Source organism: Candidatus Dependentiae bacterium (genome assembly GCA_020431705.1).
In the GTDB taxonomy this organism is placed as follows: domain Bacteria; phylum Babelota; class Babeliae; order Babelales; family Vermiphilaceae; genus JAGQHQ01.
In genome coordinates this window covers 1-509 of sequence record JAGQHQ010000052.1, presented here as the reverse complement: position 1 = coordinate 509, position 509 = coordinate 1, and the positions used below count along the sequence as shown (strand labels likewise).

General features: G+C 36.1%; 1 protein-coding gene. It reads left to right on the top strand.

What is annotated here, in order from left to right:
• On the top strand, positions 1-509 hold a 509-nt coding region (locus KC460_05285; protein MCA9770753.1), incomplete at both ends, for a hypothetical protein.

The window sequence follows — 509 nt, the reverse complement described above, 5'->3', positions numbered from 1 at the left end:
ATAATTGATGAGTGTTGCTCGAGTCTGAAAACAAGTACAGGAGAATTACGATCATGTTGTGATTTTATTACAAGCTTGATTGATCCACTTATTATTCTAATTCAAAGTGATACAGGTGCGCTTGCAAGTATTATTGACCGGTTAAAAACAAGCACAGGCGAATTACAATCTCAAATAGACCAGTTATCTGATTGCGGAGATAGCTGCCAATCCCAAATTGATGAGCTTAAAACAAGTACTGGTTGGTTACAGTCACAAATAGATTTAGTCGATAACGGGATTGTTTCTCGAGTTGAAATTATTGAGTATAAGGTTGAAGTTTTAGAGGAATGTTGTGATGAATTGAAAACAAGCACCGGTGAACTTCAATCGCAGATTGATTCTATAGAACCTGATGCTCCTTGTACCATTTTAGTAACCAATACACTTGCATTTACACTGGATATGTTGCCAGGAATAAATGAGGCAGTAGTATTTAAATTTGATCCATGTTTTGCGCCATGTAAAGA